Below are 23,822 nucleotides of genomic sequence, written 5' to 3'. Positions count from 1 at the left end.
TATCTATTCGGCGACGAAGACGGGCAGCGTCACCTCTTTGTTGACCGGCTCGAAGCCGAGCTTCACGCGCCGGCCGATCTTCAGCTCGGCCTCGGGAATGCCGTGCAGCTGCGCATTGACCCTCACGCCGGCATCCATGTCGACCAGCGCCACGATGTAGGGCGCCGAGGCCTTGAAGAAGAAATTGAACGGATGGTGACATACCGTCCAGGCATGGAGGCTGCCGCCCAGCGGCGCCTCCTTGAACTCGCTCTCCATCGAGAAGCAGTGCGAACAGACCGGCCGCGGATAGTGCCGGACCTTGCCGCAGGACGAGCAGTATTGCAGCAGGAAGCGGCCCTCGCGCATGCCATCCCAGTAGGGCTGGCTTTCGCGGGTCGGTGTCGGCAGCGGACGTTCCGGTGCCGGCGCGACCGGTATGGGAGCCTGGCTCATGCCGCCCTCCTCAGGATCGCGATCGACCCGTCGCCCATGTCGCCATAGCCGGTGACGAGGCCGGTCTCGGCATCCTTCACCTGCGCCCGGCCGGCTTCGCCGCGCAGCTGGCGCGTCAGTTCGATCACATGGTTGAGACCGACCACATGGCCCTGGCTCAGCAGCCCGCCATGGGTGTTGATCGGCAGCTCGCCGCCCAGCGCGATGCGGCCGTCCATCACGAACGGGCCACCCTCGCCGGTCTTGCAGAAACCCAGGATTTCGAGCTGGCGGATCACCGTGAAGGTGAAGCAGTCGTAGATCTCGGCCACGTCGATGTCCTTCGGACCGACGCCGGCCATCGCGAAGGCGCGCGGCGCGGATTTCACGAGGCCGAACTCCAGCAGGTCAGGCCGCTGCGCGATCGAAGCGGGCGAATCGGGATGACCTTCGGCCGTGCCGGCGATTGTGACGAGCGGCTTCCTGAGGTCCTTCGCGCGATCGGTGGCGCTGATGACGACCGCCGCGCCGCCGTCGCTCTCCAGGCTGCAGTCGAACAGCCGGAATGGATCGGAGATCATGCGCGAGGCGTGATGGTCTTCGACCGTCAGCGGCTTGTTCATCACGACATTGCCGTTGAGGATCGCGTGCTGGCGCGTGACGACGGCCACTTCGGCGAACTGGCGCGCCGTCGTGCCGTAGAGCTCCATGTGGCGGCGTGCGCCCTGCGCGTAGAGCTGGGCCGGCGCGAACATGCCGATCGGCGCCTCGAACTCGGCGGCCTGCGCGAATACCGGGAACTGCTGCAGGCGCGTGGACACGCGCGAGCCGGAATACCCCGTGCGGCCGACCGAGATCAGCACGTGCTTGCAGACGCCGGTCGTCACCGCCATCGCCGCCATCTGGATCGCCGCCACGCAGGTGGCGCCGCCCATCGGGATGAAGGCCGAAAGCGTGAGATCCTTCAAGCCGAGATTGGCGATGAAGTCCTCGGCGATGGCGCCGCCCGGAAAGTACGGAATGACGCCGTCGACGTCGCGAGGGTCGATCCCGGCATCGTCGAGCGCCTTGAGACTGGCCTCGAGCTGCAGCGCGAGCCCGCTCTTGGTCGTGCCGCGCGTGTACGCGGTCTCGCCAATGCCGCTCACTGCCGCCTTGTCGCGAAGCGGATGCACCATCTTGATTTCCTCCGGCGCGCATTGTGCCGGAAGCGGTGCGTCAGGCAATCAGTCTGCGCGGATATTTCCCGCGACAATCACCTCGCGCCAGCGCGGCAGTTCCTTGGCGATGAGCGCGGTGTAACCCGCCGCGCCCAAGGTGCCGGGCCGGATGCCGAGCTTGTCGAACCGCTCCTTGATCTCGGCGCTTTGCAGGGCGGCGGCGATTTCCACCTCCCAGCGCTTGGCGATCTCGGGCGGGATACCGGCCGGCGCCGAGAAGCCGAACCAGTTGGTCGCCACGACTTCCGGAAATCCCGCCTCGCGAAAGGTCGGCACATCCGGCAGGGTCGGCGCCCGCTGGTCCTCGCTCACCGCCAGCGGCTTCATCCGTTTGGACGAGAAGTAGCCACTCGCCGTTGGCAGGCTCTCCATCAGCGCCGTGATCTGGCCGCCCATCAGGTCGTTCATTGCCGGTGCCGAGCCGCGATAAGGAATGTGCGTGAGCTGCGTCTTGGTCGACAGCGCCAGCAGCTGGCCGACCAGGTGGTTCATCGTGCCGTTGCCGCCCGACCCGTAGGTCACCTCGCCCGGCTTGGCGCGGGCCATCTCGATCAGCTCCTTCACCGATCCGATCGGCGAGGTGCCGTTCACCGCCAGCACGGTCGGGAAGGTGCCCACCAGATGGATGTGCGTGAAGTCGGCCAGCGGATCGTAGGGCACGTCCTTGTAGAGGACCGGCCCGATGCCGTGCGACGCGGCACTGGAGATCATGACGATGTGGGCATCGCCGCGCGCCTTGGCCACGATATCGGCCCCCAGCATGCCGCCGGCGCCGGGCTTGTTCTCGACGACGATGGGTTGGCCGAGCTTGGTGCCGAAAAACTCGGCCAGCGCCCGCGACATGATGTCGGCCGCACCGGCGGGCGGGAAGTTGACGATCCAGCGGATGGGCTTGGTCGGCCACGGCGGAGTCGCGGTCTGCCCCGCGGCGATGCTCGGAAAGGCGGCGGCGGCCGAACCTGCGATCAGGAGATGACGTCGAGAAAGCATGGTTCTTGCTGAGCCTCCGGGGCCGTCGGGCTGTTAATGGGCGATGGCATGGTGCAACATGCGTGCCGGCCGCCGCCGGCGACTGGAGTGATGATGGATTTCGACCTTGTCTTGCGCGATGTGCGGCTTCCCGACAGTACGCCCGATCAACCGACCACGGACATCGGCGTCGTCCAGGGCCGCATCGCGGCCATAGCGCCGAAGCTGGGCGGCAGCGCCCGGGAAGAATACAAGGGCCATGGCCGCCTCGTCTGCTCCGGCTTCGTCGATACCCATATCCATCTCGACAAGTCCTGCATCCTCGGCCGCTGCGAACACAACACCAAGCGCATGCCGCACCTCGCGATGGAGCGCGTGTCGGCGGTCAAGCACACGATGACGGTCGAGGACGTGTTCGAGCGCGCCTCGGCGACCATCGAGAAATGCATCGGCCACGGCGCCACCCGCATGCGCCCCCATTGCGAGGTCGATCCCAAGATCGGGATGCGTGGCTTCGAGGGCGTGAAGGCACTGGTCGACAAGTACAAGTGGGCGATCGACATCGAGATCTGCGTCATGCCGCAGGAAGGCCTCACCAATAATCCCGGCACCGACGAGCTGATGGTCGAGGCGCTGAAGAACGGCGCGAGGGTCGTCGGCGCAGCACCCAGCTACGACAGCGACAGCGCCGCCCAGATCCATCGCGTCTTCGAACTGGCACGCGAGTTCGATGCCGATATCGACATGCATGTCGACAGCGGTCCCACGGCCGAGCATCTCGACACGCTGCTGGTCTGCGATCTCGCCGAGAAATACAAATGGGGCGGCCGCGTCGCCGTCGGTCATGTCGGCAAGCTCTCGACGATGCCGTTCAAGGACCTCGACAAGGTCGCCCAGCGCATGGCCGACGCCGGCGTCGCCGCAACCGTGCTGACCGCGACCGACCTCTATCTCGGCGGCCGCCACACCGACCACAACGTGCCGCGCAACGTCCTCGACCTGAACTTTCTCACCGAGCGCGGCGTCACCTGCTCCGTCGCCTCCAACAACATCCTCAACCCGTTCACGCCGTTCGGCGATGGCCAGCTGCTGCGCCAGGTCAACATGCATGCCATCGTCACCCAGCGCGCCAATGACGACGAGGTGAAGGCGCTGTGGGACATGACGACCAAGACGGCCGCCAAGCTGATGCGCAAGGACGATTACGGCATCGCCGTCGGCGGACCCGCGGACCTCGTGGTCCTCGATGCCCCCGATTCGGTCATGGCGCTCAGGACCATCGCGCCGGTACTGGCCGCCTACAAGAACGGCCGCCGCACCGTGACGCGCACCCCCGTCGAACTTCACCGGCCGTAATCGATTTCAAGAAGAGGAAGCTATGTCGAAAGAAGAACTCGTCTCCCTGTCGTCGGTGGAGATGCGCCGCCGCATCGGCACCAAGGAAATCTCACCGGTCGAACTGCTCGACGCCTGTCTCGAACGCATCGAGGAGGTGAACCCCGCCGTCAATGCCGTGACCGCGATGTGCGTCGACCGCGCGCGCAAGGAAGCCAAGGCCGCCGAGGCCGCGGTGCGCCGTGGCGAGGACCTGCCGCTGCTGCACGGCCTGCCTACCGGCATCAAGGATCTCGAAGAGACCAAGGATCTGCTGACCACCTACGGTTCGCCGCTCTACCGCGACTATGTGCCGGGCTACGACAACGTCATGGTCGGCCGCGTGCGTGCTGCCGGCGCCATCGTCGTCGGCAAGACCAACGTGCCGGAGTTCGGCGCCGGCTCGAACAGCCGCAACCCGGTCTGGGGCGCCACCGGCAATCCCTTCAACCCGATGCTGAACGCCGGCGGTTCGTCCGGCGGCTCGGCCGCCGCGCTGGCCACCGACATGCTGCCGGTCTGCACCGGTTCGGACACCGGCGGCAGCCTGCGCAACCCGGCCGCCTTCTGCGGCGTCGTGGGTTTCCGCCCCTCGCCCGGCATGGTCGCGGTCGAACGGCGCGCCATGGGCTGGACGCCGATCTCGGTGCTGGGCCCGATGGGCCGCAGCGTCGCCGATGTCTGCCTGCTGTTCGCCACCCAGGTCGGACAGCATGACAGCGATCCGCTCAGCTTCCCGCTCGAGCCGGAAGCCTATGCCGACCCGTGGCCGGTCGATCTCGGCAGCCTGCGGGTCGCCTACACCGAGGATTTCGGCGGCGCGCCGGTCGAGAAGTCGATCCGCCAGACCTTCCGCGAGAAGATCAAGGCGATGAAGCCGTTCTTCCGCAGCCTCGACAAGGTGGAGGTCGATTACGGCGGCGCCGACCGCTGCTTCGACGTGATCCGCGCGGTGAGCTTCCTGTCGCGCTACCACGATGCCTACGCCAACAATCGCGAGATGCTCGGGCCGAACATCATCGCCAACTACGAGCTCGGCGCGAAGCTCAGCCTGGCCGACTTCGCCTGGGCTCATGGCGAGCAGACCCGGATCTTCCGGGCCTTCCAGGAGATCTACAAGGAGTACGACCTGGTCATCGGTCCGACCGTCGGCTTCTCGCCCTTCCCCTGGAAGCAGCTTTACATCGAGGAGATGGATGGCAAGAAGCTCGGCACCTACTATCACTGGATGGCGACCAAGTACTTCGTCACCCTGACGTCGAACCCCGCCGTCTCCCTGCCCTGCGGCGTCGACGGCAACAAGATGCCGTTCGGCCTGCAGGTGGTCGGCCGCTTCCGCGGCGACGGCGAGGTGCTGGGCGCCGCCCACGCCATGGAGCAGGCGTTCAAGACCAACCCCGTGCTTGCCCGCCCGCTGCCCAACATCGGCAAGCTGCACAAGCCGGTGCCGGCGCTGAAGTCGATCGTCACGCATCCGCCCAAGCTCAACGCCAAGGTCGCGCGCGGCCCGGCGCCGGGCGCCCTTTAACGGCGCGCTGTAGAGAAACGAGGCAGCGAACGCCCGGCATCCCCAGTGGTTGCCGGGCGTTCCACTTTACACAACTTCATATTTTCGCCCGGGCGATGCCACTTCCGGCGACGTACCTCGTTCTAGAGGGCAAGCACCTGTCGCGAGACACGGTTCCACCCCAAACGGAGGTAGCGATGAACAAGCTGAAGTTCGTGATGGCGGCGGGCCTGCTGGCCGCGACCGCGGCGTGCACCCAGACCGGCTACGACAATTCGTACGCCTACAACAGCGGGTACAATACCCGCCCTGCCTACAACACTGTTCCCAACAACGCCCCGCGTCCGCCCTACGGCGGCAACTACGCCTACAACAACGGCGGCTACAACAATAACGCCAACTACGCCCGCCCGCCGAACCCGCGCGGTCCCAATGGCGATTACGACCGCGACGGCGTTCCGAACAAGCGTGACGTCGATGCAAACGGCGATCGCATCCCGGACGCCTTCCAGCGCTAGGGCCACGAGTCACCAGAACGGCTCCCGGAGAAATCCGGGAGCCGTTTTCGCGTCCGGTCACTACTCGATCACAGCTCGCCTTCATTAAGACGCCGTTGCGTCCACGGCCCGCCGCCGTCGCTCGCGACTCTGCTTGCATGGGAACGTCCCCCTCGAAAACCGGGCGTTCCTCTTGGAGGGACAGAATGCGCTGCGTCAGTTGGCTCGCCGCCGCGGGCCTTGTGATGGTGACGGCGGGGTGCGTTGAACAGTCGGGTTATCCGACGACTTATGGCTACAGCCCCGGCTACGGGTCGAACTATTCCGGCTACTCCGGTTATTCCAACAACTATGTCAGCCAGCCGAGCTACTACCGGCCGGCCCCGACCTACTACGCACCGCCGCCGCCCCGGCCGCAGGTGGTCACCCAGACGCGCTATGTGCCGGTGCCGGTGGCCCCGCCGAGGCCGCAGTATCATCGGGGGAGGGACAGCGACCGGGACGGCATCCCCGACCGCTACGACCGCGACCGCAACGGCGACGGCGTCCCCGACAAGTACCAGCGCTCGCGCTGGTGACAGGCCAAGCAGAGCCTGGCCTATCTTCAACGGCGCTTGGCACCCCGGATTTCAGCATCGTGCTGACCGAGCGTCGGCGCCGGACGGCGAACGCCGCCCGGCGTCGCCGACAGCTTGAGCGGCACCCCTAGCGTCTTCTGCTTGCCGGCCTTGGCGTGTTCGACTTCAGTCACCATGCCGCGCGCCAGGATCTGCGGATCGGCGAAGACCTCGTCATGGTGAAGTACGGGTCCGGCAGGGATGCCTTCCTTCTCCAGCGCCGCCATCCAGTCGTCGGTCGTGCGCTTGGCGATCTCCGCCTGCAAGATGGCGACGATCTGCTCGTTGTTCTTCACCCGGTCGGCGTTGGCCTTGAAGCGCGGATCCTCGGGCAGCTCCGGCCGGCCAATCAGGGCGCAGAGTTTGCGGAAGAAGTTCTGCTGCGCGCCGCCGATGGTCAGCCAGCCATCTTCCGTCTGAAACACTTGGTAGGGCGAGGAGCCGCGATGCGCCTGGCCGAGCTTCTCCGGACGGATGCCGTTGGCGAAGAAGTTGGCGGCCTCGTAGACGCCCAGCGACACCGTGGCCTCGAGCAATGAGGTCTCGACCCACTGGCCCTCACCGGTCTTGTGACGCGCCTGCAGCGCGCTCAGCACGCCGATGGTGAGATAGAGGCCGGCGCCCACATCGGAGATGGCGAGGGGAATGCGGTACGGCGGGCCGTCCTTCGGACCCGTCACGGACATGAGACCCGACATCGCCTGGATCATCAGATCGAAGCCGCCGCGCCCCGCGTAAGGACCGGTCTGGCCGAAACCCGAAATCGAGCCCAGCACCAGTCGCTTGTTGCGCGCGTGCAGCGCGTCCCAGCCGAGACCCAGCCGCTTCATGACGCCGGGCCGGAAATTCTCGAGCACCACGTCGGCGCCGTCGACCAGCCCCCAGAAGACCTCGAGATCGTCCTCGTTCTTGAGGTCGAGCTTCAGGCCGCGCTTGTTGCGGTTCCACAGCATGAAGGGCGCCGACTCGCCCTCGATGAACGGCGGCGCGCCGCGCATTGAATCGCCCTGGGGGCTCTCGATCTTGATGACGTCGGCGCCCATGTCGGCGAGCTGCATGCCGCAGAAGGGACCAGAGAGATGGGTCGTGAGATCGAGGACGACCAGACCGTCGAGAGCGCCTGCCATATTGTCTTTTCCCGTGCCTATCCCAGAAGTTTGCGAAGATCGTTGAGCGTGTTGGCCCATTTGCTGACGCCGAGCTGGTTCGACACGATGCGGCCCGCCTGCACGATCAGGAAGCGCGGCGCCCCGCTCTTGCGCGGGATCTGGGCGAGGATGGGCGCGAGGTCGCCCGGCCAGTATCGCTCCTGATAGACTTCGCGGAAACGCGCCGCCTCGACATCCTCCCAGACGACCTGGCGGAACTCGGGCGAGGCGATCCAGGCTTCGAGATACTCGCGCTTCCAGCGGACGCAGGGTGGACAGTCCGGTCCGCCGATCAGGATCACCCTGATCTCCGCCGGGAGGGCCCGTGCCGGAGCACCGGCGGCCGCCGCGACAGCGAGTCCGGCGAAAAGAAGCGCGCGGCGATTCATATCCGCTAATGTAGGCCCGCATGGCACGCGCGACCAAATCCTCTCTCGTCACCCTGGGTGATTTCTTCCATTTCGCCGTCGCGCGCTTCCGCGCCGCGAGGCTGGCCTATGGCCACGGCACGACCAATGCCGTCGACGAGGCCGCCTTCATGGTGCTCGAGGCGCTGCGTCTGCCAATCTCCCGCATCGATCCGTGGCTCGACCTCGTGCCGACCGAGCCCGAGAAGGCGCGCCTGATGACCCTGATCGAGGCGCGGATCGGGCTGCGCATGCCGGCGCCCTACCTGCTGGAAGCCGCCTACATGCACGGCGTGCGGTTCCACATCGACCGCAGGGCGCTGATCCCGCGTTCCTTCATTGGCGATCTGCTGGCCGGCGGCGCCCTGCCGACCGCCAGGCCGCGCCGCATCCTCGATCTCTGCTGCGGCTCGGGCTGCCTGGCCATCCTCGCCGCGCTCGCCTTCCCGCGCGCGAAGATCGATGCCGTCGACCTGTCGCCGGGCGCGCTGGCGCTGGCCCGGCGCAACGTGGCGACGCTCCGACTGGGCGACCGCATCACCCTGCATCGCGGGGATCTGTTCAAGCCGCTGCAGGGCCAGCGCTACGACCTGATCATCAGCAACCCGCCCTATGTCGATGCCGGCGGGATGGAAAAGCTGCCCCCGGAGTTCCGGCACGAGCCGCGCATGGCGCTGGCCGCCGGCGACGACGGGCTCGACCTCGTCCATCGCATCCTGGCGGAAGCGCCCGCGCATCTGACCAAGAGCGGCGGCCTGGTGTGCGAGATCGGCCGCGGCCGCCCGCCGCTCGAAGCCGCCTATCCGCGGCTTCCCTTCATCTGGCTCGACACCGAGCTGAGCGAGGGCGAGGTCTTCTGGCTGTCGCGCAGCGATCTCGCTTAGCGGGTTGTTTTAAAAGGCTTTTCCGAAGCTTAACGGTTACCACTGCCCCAGAGTCACGGAGGAGTGCGACTCTGGCTTCGTTTGTTTCGTTTATTTCGTTCGTTTCGTTTATCCGCCCGACTCCGACCATAGATCGAGCCGGGCACTCCAACACCGACCTCATCCTCAGGAGCGAACGCAGTGAGCGTCTCGAAGGGTGGGCACGCGCACCCCGCCTGTTACCCATCCTTCGAGACGCGCCGCTCCGCGGCGCTCCTGAGGATGAGGTAGTGCGGTTCAAGGTGAAGGCGGAAGGGCCGCTAAACAGCGTCCCCCAGGCAGATTCCCAGCGCGCGGGCGGTGCGGATGAGGGTGCCGTCGGCATCGACAGTGCGCGACCGGCCGACCACCTTGGCGAGCGGCACGTCGATCACCTGGCGGTTCCACCAGGCCACCATATGGTCGCCTTTTCCTTCCGCCAGCAGGTCGACCGCCCGCACGCCTAGCGCCGAAGCGAGCAGCCGGTCCTCCGCCGTCGGCATGGCGCCGCGCTGCACGTGCCCCAGGACCGTGGCGCGCGCTTCCGCGCCGGTGGCCTTGGCCAGCCGCTTGGCCAGCCAGTCCCCGACGCCGTGATCGGGCGCATCGGCGGCGGGATCCACCGCCTCGTCCGACTGGCCGGCGGCTTCCGCCACCACGACCAGCGCCGACGTGCGGCCCACGGCGCGCAGCTGCGCGATATGCTCGACGACTCGCTCCAGCTTCCAGTGGATTTCGGGGATCAGAACGACGTCGGCGCCACCCGCTATGCCGGCGGCGATGGCGATGTGGCCGGCATCGCGGCCCATCACTTCCAGCACCATCGTGCGCTCGTGGCTGGTGCCGGTCGGCTGCAGCCGGTCGAGCGCCTCGGTGGCGATGGCGACGGCGGTCGAGTAGCCGACGGCGCGCTCGGTGTGGCCGACATCGTTGTCGATGGTCTTGGGAACGCCGACAAAGGGAATCCCCGAGGGCGCCAGCAGCTTGCGCAGGATGGCGAGGCTGCCGTCGCCGCCGACGCCGATCAGCCCGTCGAGGCCAAGTTGCTTCAGGCCCTCGATCATTTCGCCGGAACGATCCTTGCGGCTGCCGTCGGGCATCGGAAAGGCGAAGGGATCGCCGCGATTGGTGCTGCCGAGGAACGTGCCGCCCTGGCGCGCCAAAGCCGCACTCAGCCGGTCGGGATCGAGTTCCACCGCCTCCACGGGGCGCTCGAGCAGGCCCAGCGTGCCGTAGCGCAGGCCGATCGTCGTCCAGCCATGGCCATGATGCGCCCGCAGCGCCACCGCGCGGATCGTGGCGTTCAACCCGGCGCAATCGCCGCCGCTGGTGAGAATGCCGATGCGTTTGGTCATCTGGAGACTCCTGGCTGCCGCGGACGACAGGTTGAAAGAACCGATCAATCTTGAAGGCGGACGGGACCGGTGCAGGATGCCGGCATGAAGAAGCACTACCACACCTTCGCCGGCTACAATGCCTGGGCCAACCGCCGGCTCTACGATGCCGCTGCCGAGCTCGGCGATGCCGAGTACCGGGCCGATCGCGGCGCCTTCTTCAAGTCGATGCACGGTACGCTCAATCACCTGCTGGCAACCGATCGCATCTGGATGAAACGCTTTACCGGCGCCGGCGATGCACCGGAACGGCTCGACGCCATCCTGCATGAAGGATTCACTGAATTACGCACGGCGCGCGAAGCCGAGGACCGGCGCATCGCGGCGTGGATCGAGAGTCTCGACAAGGCGAGCCTTGCCAGCGTCATCCGCTATCGCCGCGTATCGAACCCCGAAGCGTTCGTGCAGGAGCTGATGCCGGCGCTGGATCACTGGTTCAACCACCAGACCCATCACCGCGGTCACGCCCACATGATCCTGACGAGCCTCGGGAAGGTCGCGCCCGAGCTCGACCTGCTCTTCTACCAGCGCGAGGTCGCCTCCGGCCTACGCCGCTCCTGAACTTTACTGGAGTTCACAGACCGAGCGGTTGCGGCCGGGACCCGGCCAGCGCGAATCGCAGATCGCCAGGGTCTCGCCTTCGGTGCCGTAGAGGACGCTGGTCCAGGTCCCGTCCTCCACCGGCCGCACGATCATCGCCGCGAAGTCTCGCAGACCGACGACCCAGGCGGGACTTCTGTCGAGCCCTTCCACGCGGATGGGGGCCTTGGGATTGTCCGGCGAAGGCGGCGGCTGCACATGCGACAGCTCCATGCCCCCGGTGCCGACGGCCAGATGAGGAGGGCGCGGCCCCTCGAAGCCGATCGCCTGGAACCGGTGCATGTGCCCCGCGATCACGGCGGTGACGTGAGGCGGCAGGCCGCGGCCGAAAACGCGGTCGATCGCCTCGCGCTGGGTCTCGTTGATGAAGCCGTAAGGCGTGAGGCCGATCGGGCCGCCCTTGTCGCGCTTCACCACGGCCCAGATCGGACGGTGCGTCACCACCCAGGTCGGGGTCGGGTCCTCCGCCAGCAGGCGCGCAACCTCGCGATATTGCGAAATGTAGGTATCGAGATTGAACAGCACGGCGTCGGCGGCGTTCGCCGAATCCACGGCGATGATGTTGAGGCGGCCAAGCTTCAGGCGGAACGGCGCGGCGGTGTGTGTGGGAAAGGTCAGTCCCGCGAAGGGCAGCGCCGGCGGCTTGGGCCAGGCGCCGGGCCGCCAGTCCGGCGGCAGCTGCGGCGGGCATTCCTCCTGCTTGTGGCCCGGCCCCAGCAGCGTCGAACCGGCATCGAGCAGGTAGAACCAGCCGGGGCCGCCACGACTGCACAATTCGTGATTGCCGCGGCTCATCAGCCAGGGGGCTGCGACCAGGAGCCTGGCCGCGGGCGCGAAGAAATCGTCGCGCCAGTTGGTCCACTTGTCGGGGTTCGGGCTGCCTTCGATGTTCTGGCTCCAGTAGGCCGCACCGATCGGCAGGCTGGCGATGTCCTCGTCGTCGAGATCACCGGTATCGTAGACGTTCACGCTGAGCGGTGCCGCGTAGCCGGTGAGGCTGGGCGGCAGGACGAGACCGCGCTCGGTGCCGCGATAATTGTAGTCGCCGACATGCACGATCAGGTCGGGACGCTTGTCCGCTTCCTCGTCGGACAGCACGCCGAACGGCCAGACCTTGGCGAAGCCGTCACCGCCGCAATCCTGCGGCTTGTCCTTGGCCGGCCCGCGGCAGCCGCTGTCGCCGATCAGCACCACGCGGCGCGGCGTGCCGAGCGAAACGTTCGGCAGGTCGATGCGGCGATCGCCCACGAAGACGCTGGCGGTCTCGCCCACCGGATAGAGCGCCTCGCAGACCGTCACCTCGTCGAAGTGGCCGCCCGGCGGGCGACGACGCGGCACCATGGCCGTCGTCACTCCGCCTGCAGAAGAACGCAACACCGGACAGGCGATCGTGCGTTCGGCGACGCTGCGCACCATCGGCACGGGCCGGCCATCGCTCCCCTCGCCCAGCATCACGAAGGCGAAGAAGCCCGGCGCCGCCGTCTGCGCGCGGGCGCCGAGACTTGCAAGCGTGAGAGCGAGGACGATGCAGACGATGCGCATGGTGGCGAACTCCGGAAGCCGTCCGTTGTAGCAAGCCCGCCCGGTGGAAAATCTCTGGCCGAAAAAAGAAAAAGCCCCGCCTTCCCGAGCGGGGCTTTTTCCATGCCGACCGTCGCTCCCTAGAGATCGATCTTGTCGACGCCCCAATCGATGCCCGCGATGTTCGGCAGCTCGCGACCGTCGTCCTTGCCGATCTCGAGCTTGATGATCGCCTCGAGCTTGCCGTTCATGGTCGTGAGCAGGTTCGCATTGCCCGCACGGTCGACCGCGAGATTGTTCACCTCGGTCGGATCGCTCGACAGGTCGAACAGCTCGACGTCGTTCCACTTGAACAGCTCGTCCAGCGTCTTCGGGCTGTTGTGGTCGAGCGGCGAGAAGTAGCGCGTGAACCGGTAGCGACCGTCGAAGGCCGACCGCACGTGGCCGCGCTTGCGGAGATCGGGCTTGAAGCCCTCCCGCTTGGCCTCTTCCTTCGGGTCCTTGCCGGCCATCACCGCCTTGGCGGCGAAGTCGAAGACGGCGGCATCGTTGCTGGCGAGGCCGCTGTAGGTGAACAGCGTCGCGGGCCGCACCGCATCGACGGCCTGGCTCCCCGGATTGGCGAGCACGGCGGACAGGTCCCGGCCCGGCAGCTCGCGGCCGGCGAGTTCGCCCACCTGACCCGGCTTCACGCCGGCCATCGACAGAAGCGTCGGCACGATGTCGATGTGGCTCGACAGGGCCTGGCACGCCTGCCCGCCCTTCACGTCGGGATGGACGATCTGCATCGGCAGGTGATTGGTCTCGCGATAGGCGAAGGGTCCCTTGCCGCGCAGGCCGTGCGCGCCCGCCATCTCGCCGTGGTCGGCGGTGAAGACGATGATGGTGGAATCGGCCAGGCCCAGCGCATCTAGCTCGGCGAACAGCGCCGCCATCGACCGGTCCACGTTGCGGATGCAGTTGATGTAGTAATCGTTGAACCGCTTCCAGCGAACGTCCTCGAGCGGGATGTCGCCCAGGATATAATCCCAGACGCGATCGAACTCGCGGTGGGCCTGTGGGCGGCCCGGCGCGTCGAACGGCTGGCGCAGGGTCGCCGGGATCGCCACGTCCCAGCTGTTCTTGTAGAGCGCGTGCTCGGGCGCACGCGCGGCATGCATGCGCAGCTTGCCGCTGTCCTGCACGCTTTCGCCGGGCGCGTCGGTGTTGAAGTACATGACGTCGTGCGGATTGACGAAGCTCACCGTCATGCACCACGGCTTACCCTGGTCCGACAGCGGCCGCCCCGACGTGCGCAGCCAGTTGATGGCGCTGCCGGCGGTGAGATGGTCGAAGCCGTAGCCGCCCAGCGTATGGCCGATCAGGTCGCCCGGCGAGAAGTTGTCGGCAAAGCCGTACTTCTCCATCTCGGCGGTCATGAACGAGCCGATCTCGCGCGTGTCGGTCGCCTTGCTGAGATGCCACTTGCCCTTATAGGCCGTGTAGTACCCGGCCTTGCGCAGCATGTGCCCGAGGGTCGGCGTCGAAAGCGGCAGATCGTGCATCCACGGCACGTCGAGATTCTCGAACATGCCATTGTCGGGAGTCTGCAGCCCCGTCATCATCACCGAGCGCGACGACGTGCACATCGTCGCCGGACATTGGTGATTCGTGAACGTGACTCCTTTGCTCTGCAGGCGGTCGTGCCCCGGCAGCGACAGCCCCTGGGGCCATTTGGCGTGGTAGCGCTCCTGATCCGTGAAGACGAAGAGGATGTTGGGCCGGGCGCTCCGGCTGCCCGAGGCGGGAACGACGGCCGGCGCGGCCGGCTGTCCCTGCGCCCGCGCGACACCGGCGAGGGCCGGTCCCAGAAGCGAGGCAGCGGCGGCGCCGGAGGCGGCCGCCAGGAAAGCCCGTCGGGCCGGGTCGGGTTTCTGATCCTTGTGAAATGTCATGCGAACGCCTGATACTGGAAGACACTCCCCCGAAATTTGTATGACCCATACAAAATTGGACGACAAGTGTATTTAATTCAATGAAGCTCGAGCCCCTGCCCGACCTCCTGCAGCCCGCCCCGCCGGGCACGCGGCATCCGAAGCGGGAGCGCACACGGCGCCTGCTGATCGCCTCGGCGATCGAGGCCTTCTCCGCGCGCGGCGTCGCCGAGACATCGCTGCCAGATATCGCCGCCACGGCCGACGTGACCGTCGGCACCATCTACAACCACTTCCGCAGCAAGGCCGAGATCGTGAGCGCCGTCGCCGTCGAGATCGCCGGGACCATCCGCGCCCGCAGCGCACCGGGACGGGCCCAGCTGAAGACGGCCACGGAACAGATGGCCGCAGGCTGCCGGCGCTATCTCGGTCTGGCCGAGACCACGCCGCGCTGGGCGCTGCTCATCCTCGACGTCGCCTCGATCGATCCCGACTTTCGCAAGACGATCACGGGGTTCGTGGCGACGGAGCTGCGCAAGGGTTTGCGGTCGGGCGAGTTCACCGCAGGCGATGCGGCGGCGGCGCTCGACCTGGTGATCGGCGCTACCATGGAGGGGATGCGCAACATCGCCCTCGGCACCGCCCGCAAGGGCCATGCGACGCGGGTGACCGAGGTGATCCTGCGGGCGCTGGGCGTTCCCGCCGCAGAGGCAAGGCGGGCGGCTTCAGATCCCCTGCCGCTCTTCTGACGGCGCCCGGAGACTGGCGGAATACAATTGTGAGGAACTCACGGGCATTGGTGGGGCACTGTCAGCTGGGGAGGTCTGTTACCGCCGATCGACCCATCTATTTCTCGTTGAGAGCATCACCGAATTCGTCGACGACGTGTCCTTCCCCGATAGCAATCCGACGCTTTACATTTCCGCCAATAGCCAAAGCACGACCGCGTTTGCCACCGATATCAGCTGGCGCCCGGAGTGAAATATAGTAGTTCTGCAAACTGGACCCGCCGCTACCGCGACCGTGCTGTTCTGGAGCGGGGTTCTCTTTCCGGAAGTGAACTCCGAGCGCGCCGGGCTTGCCGAAGTCCCCGGGCTTCACGCCGAGTATCTCTATGCCGATCATATATACCTGACCGCGGACATCGACGCCGCACTCGCCTCCACCGCGCAGGTCGGGATGCGGTTTGAAGAGACTGAAGTCTCGCACCACAATGTTTCGAAGGAAGGCGCGCGCGCACAAGGAACCCTTCACTGACGAACGAGGATGTCGCAAGGCCTTAAAGTCGATGCCGTCGTTCCCACAGTTCTGAACAACCACGTTGTGCAATCGGACATCCACAAACGCGCCGCGATCATCACCTCGACCCCGTATGAGGATTCCGTACCCACAGACCGATTCGACAACCAAGTCCTGCAGGTTCGTCTGAGCGGGATCCGCCTTGATGACCAGCCCGTGCGGGCGTGCTCCCGTTGGCGGGTCATCGATGTTTCCGCAGATTGTCAGGCGACGCAGGACAACGCCTGACGCATTTACCGTAACGACACTAGAGGCAGCGCCACCGACCAGCTTCAGGCGGGTTGCCCGCATCCCGGCACCGCACAGGCTCATTCCCGGGGCGGTCAGCCGAAGGTTCCTCGCCAGCGTCCAGACACCTGGTGGCACAGTTAAGATGCTGCTCCCACCTCCTTCGACGTCATGCAATGCCCGCTCAAAGGCTCGCGAAACCAACTCCGGATCGGATGGGTCGACCCGTCCCGGAAAGTAGCTCCGGAGGTCAAGGGCAGCTTGCACCTCTACGATCCGAGCTGTTTGGGCACAAGATTCTGAGGTCCGCGCCTGGTGATGATATTGGACAACGGAACATTCTTTACCCCAGGTGCCATGACGACAGTCTCGTCGTGATGACCGCCAACGTACAGGCCGCTGACTAAGGAGAAATCGCTTCCCTCATCGAAGAACACACCAACATGCCCCAACTGGACCAGGTCCACTTGAAGCTGGGAAATCATGCACCTGCCGCGGAGCCAGACGGCGCAAGGCCGGGAGCTCTTGATCGGGTTCGCATTCTTGACCGAAATATCCGACAGAAAGATGCCGCTCGATGAACGATCCGGCTGCAGGTAGATGCTTGAGCCAAGGCAAGATTCGATAGAAATGCCCTCAAGATAGAGGCAGTTGATTGATCCGCCTTCGCAGCGAATTCCGTCACCGTTCATGTTGCTGATCTTGACGTGTCGGACGATTCCGTAAGCAGCATCTCCATTGATCAGAACACCGCAAGAAGTCGGCTCGCCTCCACGACTTTTTCCATCGAGCGTCAGGCTTTCGATTGCGCACCCTTCCCCAAGCGTTCCCTCCCGCTTGCCGAACTCGATGCAAGGCCCGTCGCCCTCGAGGCGTCTGAGCACGGACGCAGTGGTGCTCACGCCACGCAATGTGACATTGTCCGGCAGACGCAACGAAGCAGAAATCGGCCACACGCCCGCCGGCAAGAGCACGGTGCCGCCGCCTTCTTTTCCGGTGAGATTCAGCGCGCCCTGAAGACGTTCGGTATTGTCTCTGGAAGGGTCGAGCTGCACGGACGGGTGCATGCTCTGATGTGAATCACCTGACAGGATGGCCGTAGCCACTTCACTCATGGCGCCGCTTTCCCCATTTCAGACACAACCGGTAATAGCACGCTCATAGCATAAATATGGATGCATTTTTTGCGGCCTTGCGAGCCGCGACGATTTCTATTGGCAGCGCGGCGTTCTTGTTTTGAGCGCCAACAGCGAGATGGCCAGGCATGCCAAACGAAGTCGCTTCTTCGGCCTACTCGGTGATGTCGGCTCTCGGAAGCACGCTCTTGAACGTGCGCTCCCGCGTCTCGATGAGGAAAAGCGAGGCGCGAGCGAGGGGCACAGTGCGGGAAGTCCAGGTTACAGTGAAGCATAAGCGGCTCGTTGGCCGGACCGGGTCTGTAAATGCCTACCGGCGGCGTCGGACCGCTCCCAGTGTCGCCTGACACAACGTCGACAATGCCTTCAGCGCGAACGGCAAAACGACGGCGTCAATTCTGACTCCCAGAATTCACGCCCGCGGCGGCCGTCTGGCTGTAATCCACCGTGGCTACCGGGTGGCTTCCGGAACGGATGAGGGGTGCTGCTGCAACAATAAGCAAGTCCGCAGCATCCTCTACGAGCGATGAAAACCAAGAGATGCGGTCTTCGTTTGATTCCGGGCATTGGTGGGCGCACCAGGGCTCGAACCCGGGACAAGCTGATTAAGAGGCGGGCAATTTGCAAACGATTACAGAATCCTAGGCTGTAAGCTCATGAGCCGACGCACGATAATCGTGGCCAACTGCGCATTTGTGTAAACGCTGTCGGTATCAAAATTCGTGTCCCGAGACGGGAACAAGTGCTTGGCGACAGGTGCGACAGCACTGTGTCCCACAGCGTTCCAAGGCTTCCCACGGGGGAGTGTCGCACCCTTCCGGGAAGACGTGGCCCGCATGTTCAAGGCGCTGGCGGGCTAGGACGCCACCGCCCGGGGGAACTGGCCAAGTCTCAGAAGAAGCTCGACGAGGCCTATGCGCGATTGGCTGCTCCCCAGCAGGGCGACACGCCAGACGGCGCAAGACTTCAGTGAGCTGATCGCTGAAAGTGCCTGGCTGAACTAGTGTGACGACGTTAGAATTTGAAACGTCATATCACTCCTTCGATGGAGAGGTAGAGGCTTCAACTACTCCACGATATGCCGCCCTCCTGATCAAAACCGTCACCAACTTTCGACCATAGCTCTTCCAAGGGTTCATCTGGGGAATGTCGGACAACGCATGTTTGCCAACCTCGCGCTCGCGACCTTGATGGTCAGCCTCACCGTCGCCGTCCATCTCGGCGGTCTGCTCGGCCTCTTGTGGGTGCTGCGCGATAGGGCGCATCGCATCCGGGCCCACGAAAGCCGCCTCGTCCCGCTCGGCGTCATCCTGTTCGTGGTCCTGGGGCTGGTGGCCATCCATTCGGTCGAGATCTGGCTGTATGGGGCCGCTTTCTGGGCGATCGGTGCCGTGAGTGATTTCGAAACGGCACTCTATTTTTCGACCGTGACCTTTACGACCCTGGGCTACGGGGACGTCGTGCTCGAGGGCAACTGGCGGCTGTTTGGCGCAATCGAGGCGGGCAACGGGCTGATCCTGTTCGGCTGGTCGACAGCCTTCCTGCTTTCCGTCACCAGCAGGCTGAGATTGCTGGAGCATGACTGGCTGGAGAAAACCGGCGCGGATTGAGGCGTTGGCGCTGGTACCGAGGAGAAAGTCCAGGCCTGTCCCGCCGGCGTCACTGAAAGCGATGCGCCAGGTCGACTTCATGCAGGCCGACAACCGTTTGCTTCCGCCGGGGCTCGCCGCGTCGTTGAGCGGGCTTATCGGGAATTAGTGGTCTCCTCGCCCGCCTCCCAGGCTTCGGCGCAGCCGTCATGGCGGCAATCGCCATCAAGCTTCAAGAGCAAGCAGACCGCAGGCGCGCCAGGAAAAGCTCAGGAAATGTGTAAACTCGGCCCAGTCGCGCTATGTAAACTTGCGGAGTTAGGCCTTGGGCGAGCCACCATCCACTGCACCCAGAAAGCGAAAAGCCCCGATCTCTCGGGGCTTCTTTGCTTTCCGGGCATTGGTGGGCGCACCAGGGCTCGAACCTGGGACAAGCTGATTAAGAGTCAGCTGCTCTACCAACTGAGCTATGCGCCCCCACTGCTTAGCAGGGTCATTGCCCGGAAGGCGGCGGCTATACCAAGGCTGTTCCGCCTTGTCGATAGCCTCGTGCGAGAGAATTTTCAGATCGACCTATCGGGTCCTCGGGAGTTGCGCATCGCGGTAGACATTGACCCCGATCAGCAGGCCGCAGGCGAACATCACCGACAGGAGCGCGGTGCCGCCGTTGCTGACCAGCGGCAGCGGCACGCCGACGACCGGCAGCATGCCCATCACCATGGCGGTGTTGATGAACACGTAGAGAAACATCATCGCCGTGACGCCGAGCGCCAGCAGGCGGCCGAAATGATGCTGGCTGCGGAAGGCGATGGAAAAGCCCCAGACCACGACCAGCGCGAACAGGCCGAGCAGCACCAGGGCGCCGGCCATGCCCCACTCCTCGACGAAGGTCGTGAAGATGAAATCGGTCTGCTTTTCGGGCAGGAAGTTCAGCGACGATTGCGTGCCCTTCAGGAAGCCCTTGCCGAACATGCCGCCCGAGCCGATGGCGATCTTGGACTGGGTGATGTGATAGCCGGCGCCCAACGGATCGCGGTCGGGATCGAGGAAGGTGAGCACCCGCTTCTTCTGGTACTCGTGCATGAGCGACCAGGCGATCGGCAGGCAGGCCACGGCGCTGATGCCGGCGGCCAGGAACATCCAGATCCGCACACCGGCCACGAACAGCAACGCGCCCCCACCCATCAGCACCATCATGGCGGTGCCGAGGTCGGGCTGGACCATGACGAGGCCGACCACGACCAGGATCATGGCGAGCGGCGGAAGCGTGTAGAGGAACTGGCCGGCCTGCTCGCGCCGCAGCCCGTGATAATAGCGCGCGATCACCATGATCACCGCCACCTTGGCGATTTCCGAGGGCTGGATCTGCAGCGGGCCGATGACCAGCCAGCGCTGGGCGCCCATGCCGATCTTGCCGATCACGTCGACCGCAACCAGCATCAGCACGGACACGATGTAGATCGGCCAGGCGAGCGTCAGCCAGATCTTGGGATGGACCAGCGCCACCACCAGCATCAGCATCAGGGCCGAGCCGTAGCGCACGGCATGGCGCGCCGCCCACGGCTCGAAGCGCCCGCCGGCCGCGGAATAGAGCGCCAGCACACCGACCCCGGCGATTGCCGTCAGCACCAGCACGAGTCCCCAGTTGATCCGCCAGATCTTCTCGGCGAAGCCGACCGGTGCCGGCGCGTCGAGCGACGGACCGCCGCCCAGGGCGGCGAGGCTCATCGCGATGCCATCTTCTTGAAGCGGTCGGTGCGGCGCGACGGGTCGCGCTTCATCGTCTCGATCAGCACGTCACGGCCGATCGGGCCTGCGGTCGCGCCGCCCGCCTGACCGTGCTCAACGATCACGGCGCAGGCATAGCGCGGATTGTCGACCGGCCCGTAGCAGACGAACAGCGCATGGTGGCGCAGGTGCCAGGGCAGCGAGGCCTGGGTGATCCCCATCTCGCGCTCGCGCTCGGTGATGCGCTTGACCTGTGCGGTGCCGGTCTTGCCGGCAAAGGTGAACTCGGGCTGCTTGGCGCGCAGCGTGTTGGCCGTGCCATGACCGGCATTGACCACGTCCACCATGCCCTGGCGGACCACCGCGAGATGCTGCGGGTTCAGGCGCAGCGACGGTGCCGTCGGTTTGGTGCGCGGCGCCGGCGGCGCGAGTTCCTCGCGCGGCGTGGCCTTGGCCAGCAGCAGGTTGGGCTGGACCTCGTAGCCGCCATTGGCGAGGCGCGCGGTCATGATGGCGAGCTGCAGAGGCGTCGCCGTCATGTAGCCCTGGCCGATGCCGAGGTTGAACGTGTCGCCGTGCTGCCAGGCCTTGCCGATCTTCTCCTGCTTCCAGACGCGGGTCGGCTGGTTGGCGGCCGATTCGCCGGGAAGGCCGAGTTCGCTCACCTTGCCGAAGCCCAGGCGCTGGGCCATGTCGCTCACGCGGTCGATGCCGGCCCGGCGCGCCGCCTCGTAGAAGAAGCAGTCGCACGACATGGCGATCGCCTCGCTGACGTTGGTCGAGCCGTGCCCGCCCTTCAGCCAGCAATGGAACTTGATCTTGCCCAGCTCGAGGAAACCGGCGCACGGCAGGCGCGTCCACGGGTCGATCACCTTGGCGTCGAGCGCGGCCAGTGCCGTCACCATCTTGTAGGTCGAGCCCGGCGGATAGACGCCGGCGATCGCCTTGTTGTGCAGAGGCCTCTCGGGATTGTCGAGCAGGTCGCGCCATTCGCCCTGCGTGATGCCGCGGGCGAAGGTCGTGGGATCGAAGCCGGGCGTCGAGACCATGGCGATCACGTCGCCGGTGATCACGTCGAGCACCACCACCGAACCGCTCTGGTGCTCCTTCATCTTTTCGGCGGCGAAGCGCTGGATGTCGAGATCGATGGTGAGCAGCGCATTGGCGCCGGGCTGGCCCTCGGTCCGTTCGAGCTCGCGCACGACGCGGCCCACGGCATTCACCTCGACCTGGACGGCGCCGGCGCGGCCGCGCAGATCATCCTCGAGCGAGCGCTCGACGCCCTTCTTGCCGAACCGCATGGTCGCGAGCTGCAGCACCGGATCGTCGCGGCCGGCGAGATCCTCGTCGGCGACGCGGCCGGTATAGCCCACGATGTGGCTCATCAGGTCGCCTTCGGGATAGTCGCGCGACTGGCCGAGATCGATGAATACGCCCGGCAGGTCGGGGGCGTTGAACTCGAGCCGGGCGACCTCTTCCCAGCCGAGATTCTCGCGCACCACGACGGGCTGCGCGTTGCGGCTGCGGCGCAGCTCGCGCAGCAGGCGGGCCTTGTCGGCATCGCCCAGGCTCAGGATCTGGTCGAGGCGATCGACCAGGATATCGGCGCCGCGGCCGCGGTCCGACGTCGCCATGGCGCGGAAGTTGTTGCGGTTGACGGCCAGCGGCACGCCGCCGCGATCGAAGATCAGCCCGCGCGACGGCGGCAGCAGCCGCATGCTGACGCGGTTCTCTTCGGCCAGCGTGGAGAAGCGATCGGTCTCGACGACCTGGAGCTGGTAGAGACGGCCGGCCAGCGCCGTCAGCAGCACGGCCTGCGCGCCGCCCAGCAGCAGGGCCCGGCGGGTGAAGAGGCCGCTGCGTTCGCCGTCGCCCTTCCTGAAATGCTTCATGTCGTGGTCTCACCGGGCCGCGCCGAACCGCGCGACAGCTCGGGCACGTTCAGGGGATCGCGGGCACGAACGCGGGCGAGCAAGGGGGCCAGCAGCGGATAGATCACGATCACCACGATATACTGCAACATCGCGGGGATCGGATCGATGGGGGCCCATGTCCACAGCGTCGTGAACGCCCAGACCAGCGCCACGAAGCCCCAGCACAGGATGCAGAAGCCGATCCACTGGAACAGGAACGGAACGCCCACCAGATAGCGCCGGTTGGAGATGACGGCGGCGCGGACCAGGATGAAGCCCAGCGCGCTGATGCCAACGGGCGCGCCCGGTCCGCCCAGCAGCAGGTCGAGCAGGACGCCCATTACCAGCAGCAGCGGCCCCGGCAGGCGCTCAGGCGTGGCCAGGCTGAACTGGAAGACGACCAGCACCGGCAAGAGCGGCAGGGTGTCCGACAGATAGGGCGCGCGCAGCGGCGCCAGGGTCAGCAGCACGAAGAACAGCAGAACGGTGCCGGGAAGCGCCGCGCGGCCCCAGCGGTCGAGGATGGCGAGCGTGCTGTCGGTACGCATGTCAGCGGACCCGCACGCCGGCGGGCGGCGCCGACGGCGCAGGGGTACCCGCGCCGCTGCCCACCAAGCCGGTCACGCCGTAGTCGACGACCCGCACGAATTCGAGCCGCGAGAAATCGGTGAAGGGCCGCACGCGCACGGTGCCCTCGCTGGTCTCGACGACCTCGCCGACCGGAATGCCGACCGGGAAGCTGCCGCCATGGCCGGAGGTGACGATCCGGTCGCCGGTCTGCACGCCGGCGATGCTCTGCAGCAGGGCGAGGCGCAGCCGGGGCGAATTGTCACCGGCCAGGATGGCGCGCTCGCGGGTGCGCTCGACCAGCACCGGCAGGCGCGAATTTACGTCGGTCACGAAGAGGACGCGCGAGCTGTTCTCGCCGACCTCGGCGATGCGGCCCGCCAGCCCCTCGCCGGTGACCACCGCCTGGCCCGGCGCGACGCCGACCCGGCGACCGACGTTCAGCAGCGCCCCGCGCATGTAGGCGCTGACGCTGTCGCCCACGAGGCGGGCGGTGATGAAGGAGGCTTCGGGCCCTTCGCGGAACTTGGCGAGGCTCCGAAGTCCCTCGTTTTCGTTCTCAAGCCTCCGCGCGGCGGTCTGCCAGGCCAGCAGGCGGGCATTCTCCTCGCGCAGGCGCGCGTTTTCGTCACGCAGCGAGGCAAATTCACGGAGATCGGCGATGGCCCGATTGGCGTAGGCGACGGGCCGGGCGATGGCCTCCAGCACGGGGCTCACCATGTCGAGCGCCAGCACACGGGCATGCTCGACCAGGACGGTGTCGGCCTTGCCGACCAGCATGACGCCGAAGGTCACGATCACGAGCAGGCCGAGGGCGAAGCGCTGCACGACGGTGCGCACCTGGCTCGCGGCTACCTCGAAGTCGTCCCGAATCGCCAT

The 23,822-nt window shown here is 66.0% G+C and carries 22 protein-coding genes and 1 tRNA gene; 8 read left to right on the top strand and 15 right to left on the bottom strand.

All coding sequences use genetic code 11. The annotated features are described in order from the left end of the window. Positions 1-3: 3 nt before the first annotated feature. From ACQY78_RS21495 to ACQY78_RS21485, 3 genes are read right to left on the bottom strand one after another with little or no spacing between them, the layout of a single operon-like run. Complete coding sequence (locus tag ACQY78_RS21495; RefSeq protein WP_428678476.1) at positions 4-435, bottom strand: Zn-ribbon domain-containing OB-fold protein; 432 nt, start codon at positions 433-435, stop codon at positions 4-6. Further along, positions 432-1,592: a thiolase family protein gene (locus ACQY78_RS21490; protein ID WP_428678473.1), complete on the bottom strand. Its 1,161-nt coding sequence runs from the start codon at positions 1,590-1,592 to the stop codon at positions 432-434. Before ACQY78_RS21490 ends, ACQY78_RS21495 begins: the two co-directional genes overlap by 4 nt. A 48-nt stretch (positions 1,593-1,640) precedes the next feature. Then, the gene (locus tag ACQY78_RS21485) at positions 1,641-2,624 is read right to left on the bottom strand and encodes a Bug family tripartite tricarboxylate transporter substrate binding protein (RefSeq protein ID WP_428678471.1); all 984 of its coding nucleotides are present in this window, start codon (positions 2,622-2,624) and stop codon (positions 1,641-1,643) included. A 93-nt stretch (positions 2,625-2,717) separates the two neighbouring features. Here ACQY78_RS21485 and ACQY78_RS21480 point away from each other — a divergent pair, with 93 nt between their 5' ends. The 4 genes from ACQY78_RS21480 (at position 2,718) to ACQY78_RS21465 (ending at position 6,559) form a co-directional block, all read left to right on the top strand. Beyond that, on the top strand, positions 2,718-3,959 hold the full coding sequence (locus tag ACQY78_RS21480; RefSeq protein WP_428678468.1) for an amidohydrolase family protein: 1,242 nt from the start codon (positions 2,718-2,720) through the stop codon (positions 3,957-3,959). Between the two features lie 22 nt (positions 3,960-3,981). Then, entirely contained in the window at positions 3,982-5,505 is a 1,524-nt protein-coding gene (locus tag ACQY78_RS21475) for an amidase (protein WP_428678465.1), read from the top strand. A gap of 176 nt (positions 5,506-5,681) precedes the next feature. Further along, positions 5,682-6,002, top strand: coding sequence for a hypothetical protein (locus tag ACQY78_RS21470; RefSeq protein ID WP_428678463.1), 321 nt, complete (start codon positions 5,682-5,684; stop codon positions 6,000-6,002). A 185-nt stretch (positions 6,003-6,187) separates the two neighbouring features. Further along, complete coding sequence (locus ACQY78_RS21465; protein WP_428678460.1) at positions 6,188-6,559, top strand: thrombospondin type 3 repeat-containing protein; 372 nt, start codon at positions 6,188-6,190, stop codon at positions 6,557-6,559. A 26-nt stretch (positions 6,560-6,585) separates the two neighbouring features. On the opposite strand, the gene ACQY78_RS21460 is transcribed toward ACQY78_RS21465, so the two are convergent. Beyond that, positions 6,586-7,725, bottom strand: coding sequence for a CaiB/BaiF CoA transferase family protein (locus tag ACQY78_RS21460; protein ID WP_428678457.1), 1,140 nt, complete (start codon positions 7,723-7,725; stop codon positions 6,586-6,588). A 17-nt stretch (positions 7,726-7,742) separates the two neighbouring features. Beyond that, entirely contained in the window at positions 7,743-8,135 is a 393-nt protein-coding gene (locus ACQY78_RS21455) for a hypothetical protein (protein WP_428678455.1), read from the bottom strand. A gap of 20 nt (positions 8,136-8,155) precedes the next feature. Here ACQY78_RS21455 and prmB point away from each other — a divergent pair, with 20 nt between their 5' ends. Further along, entirely contained in the window at positions 8,156-9,037 is an 882-nt protein-coding gene (gene prmB, locus ACQY78_RS21450) for a 50S ribosomal protein L3 N(5)-glutamine methyltransferase (protein WP_428678452.1), read from the top strand. A 299-nt stretch (positions 9,038-9,336) separates the two neighbouring features. On the opposite strand, the gene ACQY78_RS21445 is transcribed toward prmB, so the two are convergent. Further along, positions 9,337-10,410: an ATP-dependent 6-phosphofructokinase gene (locus ACQY78_RS21445; protein ID WP_428678449.1), complete on the bottom strand. Its 1,074-nt coding sequence runs from the start codon at positions 10,408-10,410 to the stop codon at positions 9,337-9,339. 84 nt (positions 10,411-10,494) lie between these two features. On the opposite strand from ACQY78_RS21445, the gene ACQY78_RS21440 reads away from it, so the two are divergent. Beyond that, positions 10,495-11,010, top strand: coding sequence for a DinB family protein (locus ACQY78_RS21440; RefSeq protein ID WP_428678446.1), 516 nt, complete (start codon positions 10,495-10,497; stop codon positions 11,008-11,010). A 3-nt stretch (positions 11,011-11,013) separates the two neighbouring features. Here the strand turns inward: ACQY78_RS21440 and ACQY78_RS21435 are convergent, their stop codons facing one another. Together ACQY78_RS21435 and ACQY78_RS21430 are read right to left on the bottom strand one after the other, a co-directional pair. After that, positions 11,014-12,591, bottom strand: coding sequence for a metallophosphoesterase (locus ACQY78_RS21435; protein WP_428678444.1), 1,578 nt, complete (start codon positions 12,589-12,591; stop codon positions 11,014-11,016). Between the two features lie 119 nt (positions 12,592-12,710). Beyond that, complete coding sequence (locus ACQY78_RS21430) at positions 12,711-14,504, bottom strand: sulfatase-like hydrolase/transferase (protein ID WP_428678441.1); 1,794 nt, start codon at positions 14,502-14,504, stop codon at positions 12,711-12,713. A gap of 80 nt (positions 14,505-14,584) precedes the next feature. Between ACQY78_RS21430 and ACQY78_RS21425 the strand changes: the two genes are divergently transcribed. After that, entirely contained in the window at positions 14,585-15,232 is a 648-nt protein-coding gene (locus ACQY78_RS21425; protein ID WP_428678438.1) for a TetR/AcrR family transcriptional regulator, read from the top strand. A 97-nt stretch (positions 15,233-15,329) separates the two neighbouring features. On the opposite strand, the gene ACQY78_RS21420 is transcribed toward ACQY78_RS21425, so the two are convergent. Beyond that, positions 15,330-16,187 carry a hypothetical protein gene (locus ACQY78_RS21420; RefSeq protein ID WP_428678436.1) on the bottom strand — a complete coding sequence of 286 codons (858 nt, stop codon included), beginning with the start codon at positions 16,185-16,187 and terminating at the stop codon, positions 15,330-15,332. A gap of 92 nt (positions 16,188-16,279) precedes the next feature. Next, positions 16,280-17,125 (bottom strand): hypothetical protein, encoded by an 846-nt coding sequence (locus ACQY78_RS21415; protein ID WP_428678433.1) that lies wholly within the window; start codon positions 17,123-17,125, stop codon positions 16,280-16,282. A gap of 1,181 nt (positions 17,126-18,306) precedes the next feature. On the opposite strand from ACQY78_RS21415, the gene ACQY78_RS21410 reads away from it, so the two are divergent. Next, a complete protein-coding gene (locus ACQY78_RS21410; protein WP_428678431.1) occupies positions 18,307-18,756 on the top strand; it encodes a potassium channel family protein in 450 nt (149 codons plus the stop codon). Between the two features lie 380 nt (positions 18,757-19,136). Here ACQY78_RS21410 and ACQY78_RS21405 read toward each other — a convergent pair. The 5 genes from ACQY78_RS21405 to mreC all read right to left on the bottom strand — a co-directional run bounded on the left by ACQY78_RS21405 (position 19,137) and on the right by mreC (position 23,822). Then, positions 19,137-19,212: transfer RNA gene (locus ACQY78_RS21405), tRNA-Lys, on the bottom strand. Between the two features lie 96 nt (positions 19,213-19,308). Then, on the bottom strand, positions 19,309-20,463 hold the full coding sequence (gene rodA, locus ACQY78_RS21400) for a rod shape-determining protein RodA (protein WP_428678428.1): 1,155 nt from the start codon (positions 20,461-20,463) through the stop codon (positions 19,309-19,311). Then, complete coding sequence (mrdA, locus tag ACQY78_RS21395) at positions 20,460-22,355, bottom strand: penicillin-binding protein 2 (RefSeq protein WP_428678425.1); 1,896 nt, start codon at positions 22,353-22,355, stop codon at positions 20,460-20,462. Before mrdA ends, rodA begins: the two co-directional genes overlap by 4 nt. Then, positions 22,352-22,924, bottom strand: a complete 573-nt coding sequence (locus ACQY78_RS21390) for a hypothetical protein (RefSeq protein WP_428678423.1) — start codon at positions 22,922-22,924, stop codon at positions 22,352-22,354. Before ACQY78_RS21390 ends, mrdA begins: the two co-directional genes overlap by 4 nt. A gap of 1 nt (position 22,925) precedes the next feature. Continuing rightward, positions 22,926-23,822 (bottom strand): rod shape-determining protein MreC, encoded by an 897-nt coding sequence (gene mreC / locus ACQY78_RS21385; RefSeq protein WP_428678421.1) that lies wholly within the window; start codon positions 23,820-23,822, stop codon positions 22,926-22,928.

The organism is Reyranella sp. (genome assembly GCF_965279625.1).
GTDB lineage: Bacteria > Pseudomonadota > Alphaproteobacteria > Reyranellales > Reyranellaceae > Reyranella.
The sequence above is the reverse complement of the archived record's forward strand: the minus strand, read 5'-3'. Positions and strand labels throughout refer to the sequence as shown.